Raw genomic sequence first — 7,035 nt, 5'->3', positions numbered from 1 at the left:
CCCCCCCCCCCCCCCCCCCCCCCCCCCCCCCCCCCCCCCCCCCCCCCCCCCCCTTTTAGATGTGTATAAGAGACAGATGTAAATTACGCCGTAATCGCCTGGGGGATGCTTCTTTTTAAACAAAATCTTAGGTAGCTTGTCGGCACCTCCGCCCTGTGATGAGAATGTGATGATGAAGATGGTGCGCCTGTTTGCCGTGGCTGGAGTACTGATTGTGCTCGTGTATTACTTTACCCATACTTGAAGTTGTTTGCTTACCACACGCGATACGATTGATGATCCTAACGGGTGCAGCGTCATGCAGTTCCCTATGCTGTGAGCCCGGAGATAGGTTGTCAGCGGCCATAAAAAACGGCGCCCTCAGGCGCCGTTTTTGCGATGTTAAACCGTTAGCGGCCAAACAGATCGCGTTTACGTTGGCGGACAAATTGGCTGAGCAGAACCACAATCCCGATCAGCAAATAGGCAGCAAAAATCCCCACCAGCCACTGTGGCATTTCCAACGACAGGAACTGCCACTGACGCACCGAGCAGTCACCCGAAGCGTGGAACACCGCCGGTGCCCATTTGTCTAGCGGCAGCCAGGATGGGAAGCTGACAAAGAAATCACAGGTATTAAACGGCGATGGATGCAGCTGGATCATCGTGTGTTTCCAGGCTAACTGCAGGCCTTCCCAGGCGCTGTAAATCCACAGCAGGATCGCCACATAGCGTAGCGGCGACTTTGGTGCCAATGCACCAAGCAGCGACGCTCCCAAAATCCCGAACAGCGCGACACGTTCGTAGATACACATTACGCAAGGCTGTAGCAGCATCACGTGCTGAAAATAGAGGGCCGCCAACTCCAGTACCAATGCAGTCAGAGCCATCAACAGCCAAGCACCGCGCCCCTGTGAGCAGCGGTTAAAGAATTGCAACATATCTATATTCTTCCATGCAGTAAGCAATTGAACCGGCAGTGTAAACCAATTCATCCCCGCTGCCAGCTATCTAACGACGATTCAGTGAAAAATATCGTCGCTTGCGGGGTCGGTCATGGCGGCTAATGTGCAGCGATTGGGGCCGTCGCGTCAAGTGGTAGCGGCGTTAACCAGTGCCATTGGGTAAACAGGTCCGTTAACGGTGCCAGGGTATGCTGCACACACAGCAGGCCAACCAGAGTCAACACCAACGTGTAAGGCAACGCCATCCAGACCATGCGGCCATAAGACAGGCGTACCAACGGCGCCAGGGCAGAAGTCAACAGGAACAGGAAAGCAGCCTGCCCGTTGGGTGTAGCCACCGATGGCAGATTGGTACCGGTGTTAATCGCTACCGCCAACAGTTCGAACTGTTGCAGTGAAATCGCTCCATCCGCCAGTGCCGCCCGCGCTTCGTTAATGTATACCGTACCGACAAAAACGTTATCAGAAACGGAAGAGAGCAGGCCGTTGAACAGATAAAACAGGGAAAGCTGTGAGCTCGGCGGTGCCTGTAACACATAGTGGATCACCGGAGTAAACAGCTGCTGTTCAATGATCACCGCCACGACGGTGAAGAACACCGTCAGCAACGCGGTAAAAGGCAGGGCTTCCTGAAAAGCTTTGCCGATCGCATGCTCATCGGTTACGCCGCACAGCGAGGTCGCCAAAATGATCACTGAAAGGCCAATCAGGCCCACTTCCGCCAGGTGGAAGGCCAAGGCAATGACCAGCCAGAGGCCGATTAACGCCTGTACCACCAACTTCATCTTTTCCTGGCGGCTACGCTTGGCCGTTGCCTGGCGATCGAACTCTTTCAGTACGCTACGCACCTGTTCCGGCAGTTTGGTGCCGTAGCCAAATACCGCAAAACGTTCAACCAGCAGGCAAACCAACAGACCGCAAACGAACACCGGCAGCGTGACGGGGGTCATGCGCAGGAAAAATTCGCCGAAGCCCCATCCGGCACTTTTGGCGATGATCAGGTTCTGCGGCTCGCCCACCATGGTCATCACGCCCCCGAGCGCGGTGCCTACGCCTGCATGCATCAGCAGGCTGCGCAGAAATCCTCGGAACTGTTCTAGCGTCTGTTTATGGTCAGCATCTTCCAGGCGGCTATCGTCACTAATATCGGTCTTCTGATTGGAGGCAACGTTATGGTAGATCGAATAAAAACCCGTGCCGACGCTAATCACTACCGCCACCACGGTCAGAGCATCCAGGAAGGCAGAGAGCAGTGCCGCGGCAACGCAGAAGGATAGCGATAGCAGCATCTTTGAGCGGATGTTCAGCAGCAGTTTGGTAAACACAAACAGCAACAACTGCTTCATAAAGTAGATGCCTGCCACCATAAACACCAGCAGCAATAACACCTCAAGATTACTGGCAATTTCCGCGCTCACGTGTGCGGGGCTGGTCATGCCGACCAACACTGCCTCAATGGCCAGTAGTCCACCGGGCTGTAACGGGTAGCATTTCAGAGCCATCGCCAGAGTAAATATAAACTCGATAACCAGTAACCAGCCTGCCACGAAAGGGCTGACCAGAAAAAACACCAAGGGATTGATCACCAGAAAACTGATGATAGCCAGTTTGTACCAGTCGGGGGACGCCCCGAGAAAGTTCTTTACCAAAGCCGAGCGTATTGTCATATCCATGCTTGTTTTTGCGAAACCTTAAAGTGAGTTGGCTCGTCATACCCTAACAACGGCAGTGGGCCTGATGCAAATAAGGATGTCCCAATAGACTGAAATTTCGGCGAAGTGGTTTTTTTCATCTTTTTGCCAGCTTATGCACACTTTCGTTTATTGTTTTTGGCTCGCGCTATGTGATGCCCCGGCGATCTGGTATGATCTGCCGATTACAATTACTGATTATCGTCGTTACGGAACATCAAACACATGGTTATAAAGGCGCAGAGTCCTGCCGGTTTCGCGGAAGAGTATATTATTGAAAGTATTTGGAATAACCGCTTCCCTCCCGGCTCTATTTTGCCCGCGGAACGTGAGCTTTCAGAACTGATTGGCGTCACGCGCACCACATTACGTGAGGTTCTACAGCGATTGGCCCGTGATGGCTGGCTGACTATTCAGCATGGTAAACCGACCAAGGTGAACAATTTCTGGGAAACCTCCGGCCTTAATATTCTGGAAACCCTGGCCCGGCTCGATCACAACAGCGTACCGCAGCTGATCGATAATCTACTGTCGGTACGGACCAATATTGCCTCGATCTTTATCCGTGCGGCGGTGCGTAACCACCCGGAGCAGGCTCAGGAAGTGTTGGCTAAAGCGGCGCTGGTTGACGATCAGGCGGATGCCTTCAACCAGCTCGACTATGAAATTTTCCGTGGTTTGGCCTTTGCTTCGGGCAACCCGATTTATGGTTTGATCCTCAATGGCTTGAAAGGGCTATATACCCGCGTTGGTCGTTATTACTTCTCCAACCCGGAAGCGCGCAAACTCGCACTGACCTTCTACAACAAGCTGTCTAGCCTGTGTCATGAGAAGATGTACGATCAGGTGATGGATTGCGTGCGTAACTACGGTAAAGAGAGCGGGGCTATTTGGCAGAGCATGCAGGGCACTATGCCAAGCGATTTGACCGAAGCGCGTCGTTAATTCGCGTCATTCACGAAATCAGATAGTTGAAGGGGCGCTGCATGCGCCCCTTTGTCATATTGCTACTTTATAATGCGTTGGGTCTTGGTGGGCAGCGGTCCAGCAATTCTACGCTGCCATCTTCGTTTTGCTGCTCCAGAATAATGTCGAACCCCCACAGACGATGAAGGTGTTTCATCACTTCTCTGCGGCTTTTATCTAATGGCGCCCGGTCCTGCGGAATGTAGCGCAGCGTTAATGAACGATCGCCACGCAGATCTACATTCCAGATCTGAATATTGGGCTCGTGGTTACTCAGGTTGTACTGAGCCGACAACTCCTGACGTATCGCCCGGTAGCCCGCTTCGTTGTGGATTGCTGAAATCTCCAGGTAATTGTTGCGGTCGTCATCCAGCACGGTAAACAAGCGGAAATCACGCATCACCTTCGGTGACAGGAACTGGCTGATAAAGCTCTCATCCTTGAAGTCACGCATGGCGAAGTGCAGGGTATCCAACCAGTCTTTGCCGGCGATATCCGGGAACCAGTAGCGATCTTCTTCGGTCGGCGACTGACAGATCCGCTTGATGTCCTGGAACATGGCAAAGCCCAGTGCGTACGGGTTGATGCCGCTGTAGTATTGGCTGTTGTACGGTGGCTGGTAGACCACATTGGTATGGCTGTGCAAGAATTCGAGCATAAAGCGATCCGTCACGCGCCCTTCGTCATACAGGTGGTTAAGGATGCTGTAGTGCCAGAAGGTGGCCCAGCCCTCGTTCATCACCTGCGTTTGTTTTTGTGGGTAGAAATACTGGCTTACCTTGCGCACGATACGCAGCACTTCACGCTGCCAGGATTCCAGCAGCGGGGCGTTCTTCTCCATAAAGTAGAGAATGTTTTCCTGCGGCTCCCGTGGAAAACGCACGGCCTGTTCCGGCAGGGCTTCGCGATCGACTCGCGGCAGGGTTTTCCACAGCGAGTTGACCTGGCTTTGCAGATACTCCTCACGGCTCTTTTGGCGGGCTTTTTCTTCCACCAGCGAGATTTTTTGTGGCCGTTTGTAGCGATCGACCCCGTAATTCATCAGCGCATGGCAAGAGTCCAGCAGCTTTTCTACTTCTTCCACGCCATAGCGTTCCTCACACTCACTGATGTAATGGCGGGCAAACAGCAGATAATCGACGATCGAACTGGCGTCGGTCCAACTGCGGAATAGATAGTTATTTTTGAAAAACGAGTTGTGCCCATAGCAGGCATGAGCCATAACCAGTGCCTGCATGGTGATGGTGTTTTCTTCCATCAGATAGGCAATACACGGGTTGGAGTTGATCACGATCTCATAGGCCAACCCCTGCTGGCCATGTTTATAGCGCTGCTCGGTTTCGATGAACTTTTTACCGAATGACCAGTGGGTATAGTTGATCGGCATCCCGACGCTGGAATAGGCATCCATCATCTGCTCGGAGGTGATGACCTCGATCTGATGCGGATAGGTGTCGAGCCGGTAATGTTTGGCAACCCGGTCAATCTGTTCCAGATATACCTGCAACAGGTCGAATGTCCAGTCCGGTCCATCGCTCAGACGTTTATCTTCCTTAACCTTTTTCTGTGTCGAAGTAGTCATCAGCGCACCCTCGTTATGAACGGCGTCGGCTCTTTTGGCAGACCCTTTAACAATGATAGTCCAAGTCGTAATAAATCGTTTGAAATCATCTGTGCTGGGCATTGATAACCACTTGCGGCAGCTTCGCTCAAACCGGCTTTGCGGCCTGTGGCGGCACTCAATCAGGCATTCGAACCGTGAAGCAGAGGAAACTGATGCGCAATGGAGGTGGTTGGAATTATTAGCCTGAAATATTTAATTAAACAGATTTATATTCTTAATGTTGCGAGTCGTCATTCCAGGTACCACTGGAGATTTTCGCCGATGTCTTGTGGGGATACAGAGCCTGTTTTATCGGAAAAATGCGCTTTAACAGTATCTTATCGTTATTTTTTGACCGCTATTGCCAAAGCCGGGCGCATCGACGATAAAATAATTGTGAATGTTGTCACGATTAATAAACGAGTTGTTGAGTAGTTTTTTCCACTGAGTTAATTTCCTGTTATTGGTAGATTGTGCTTTATCGATCCTTGGGCTGGAGTCAGCGATGAGAGTGGTTATTTTAGGTAGCGGAGTGGTAGGGGTTGCCAGTGCGTGGTACTTGGCAAAAGCGGGCCATGAGGTGACGGTGATCGACCGTCAACCCGGGCCAGCCTTGGAAACCAGTGCGGCCAATGCCGGGCAAATATCTCCGGGTTACGCCGCACCTTGGGCAGCACCTGGGGTACCGTTGAAGGCGATTAAATGGATGTTCCAACGTCACGCGCCGTTGGCAGTTCGCCTAGACGGCAGCAGTTTCCAACTGCGTTGGATGTGGCAGATGCTGAAAAACTGCGATACCGCCCACTATATGACCAACAAAGGCCGTATGGTGCGTCTGGCGGAATACAGCCGCGACTGCATTAAAGCTCTGCGTCAGGAAACCGGTATCCAGTACGAAGGCCGTCAAGGTGGCACACTGCAACTGTTCCGCACCCAGCAGCAGTTTGACAGCGCGGCCAAGGACATTGCCGTGCTGGAAGATGCCGGGGTGCCTTACAAACTGCTGGAGGCCAGCCAGTTGGCGACGGTCGAACCGGCGTTGTCGCAGGTTGCTCACAAGCTTACTGGCGGCTTACAACTCCCGAATGATGAAACCGGGGACTGCCAACTGTTCACCCAGCAGTTGGCCAAGCTGGCTCAGCAGGCTGGAGTCAACTTCCTGTTTAACCGCAACGTTGAACGTTTGCTGGTGGAAGGAGATAAAATTACCGGCGTGCAGTGTGATGGTGAAATCATGACTGCCGATAGCTATGTTGTGGCGTTCGGCGCCTATTCTACCGCGCTACTGCGCGATCTGGTGTCCATTCCGGTTTATCCGTTGAAAGGTTACTCATTAACCATCCCGATCGCCGATGAAGTGGCCGCGCCATTCTCTACCGTGCTGGACGAAACCTATAAAATTGCCATCACTCGCTTCGATAAGCGCATCCGTGTGGGCGGTATGGCGGAAATTGTTGGCTTCAATACCCAGTTGGAGCAGAAGCGGCGTGAAACGCTGGAAATGGTGGTACGCGATCTGTACCCGAACGGTGGACGGGTTGAAGAGGCCACATTCTGGACGGGGCTGCGCCCGATGACGCCAGATGGCACGCCTATCGTGGGGCGCACCCCGCTGAAAAATCTCTATTTGAATACCGGCCATGGCACCTTGGGTTGGACGATGGCCTGCGGCTCCGGGCAGTTGCTTGCCGACTTGATCTCTGGTATCACCCCGGCCATTGCTTCAGACGATCTGGCGGTGGCGCGTTACCGCGCAGACTTTCGGCAGGGACCTGTTGTTCCCTTGAATGACGTGCACCCGGCACGCTGAACCCCAATCTGATAGGAGAGC

5 protein-coding genes are annotated in these 7,035 nt (G+C 52.9%); 2 read left to right on the top strand and 3 right to left on the bottom strand.

From position 1 onward, the window contains the following. Window positions 1-389 precede the first annotated feature (389 nt). Together dsbB and nhaB are read right to left on the bottom strand one after the other, a co-directional pair. On the bottom strand, window positions 390-920 hold the full coding sequence (gene dsbB / locus JHD74_RS04310) for a disulfide bond formation protein DsbB (protein ID WP_024528757.1): 531 nt from the start codon (window positions 918-920) through the stop codon (window positions 390-392). Window positions 921-1,042: 122 nt separating this feature from the next. Continuing rightward, complete coding sequence (nhaB, locus tag JHD74_RS04305; RefSeq protein ID WP_024528758.1) at window positions 1,043-2,617, bottom strand: sodium/proton antiporter NhaB; 1,575 nt, start codon at window positions 2,615-2,617, stop codon at window positions 1,043-1,045. 243 nt (window positions 2,618-2,860) lie between these two features. On the opposite strand from nhaB, the gene fadR reads away from it, so the two are divergent. After that, window positions 2,861-3,580: a fatty acid metabolism transcriptional regulator FadR gene (fadR, locus tag JHD74_RS04300; protein WP_021181184.1), complete on the top strand. Its 720-nt coding sequence runs from the start codon at window positions 2,861-2,863 to the stop codon at window positions 3,578-3,580. A 67-nt stretch (window positions 3,581-3,647) separates the two neighbouring features. On the opposite strand, the gene JHD74_RS04295 is transcribed toward fadR, so the two are convergent. Next, window positions 3,648-5,183, bottom strand: a complete 1,536-nt coding sequence (locus JHD74_RS04295; RefSeq protein WP_024528759.1) for a SpoVR family protein — start codon at window positions 5,181-5,183, stop codon at window positions 3,648-3,650. A gap of 526 nt (window positions 5,184-5,709) precedes the next feature. Between JHD74_RS04295 and JHD74_RS04290 the strand changes: the two genes are divergently transcribed. Then, window positions 5,710-7,014, top strand: a complete 1,305-nt coding sequence (locus JHD74_RS04290) for a D-amino acid dehydrogenase (RefSeq protein ID WP_199061786.1) — start codon at window positions 5,710-5,712, stop codon at window positions 7,012-7,014. Window positions 7,015-7,035 lie beyond the last annotated feature (21 nt).

It is taken from the genome of Serratia sp. ASV30 (genome assembly GCF_016428815.1).
GTDB classification, from domain to species: domain Bacteria; phylum Pseudomonadota; class Gammaproteobacteria; order Enterobacterales; family Enterobacteriaceae; genus Chania; species Chania fonticola_C.
Note: the sequence above shows the minus strand (reverse complement) of the source record. Positions and strands in the feature narration are given on the sequence as shown.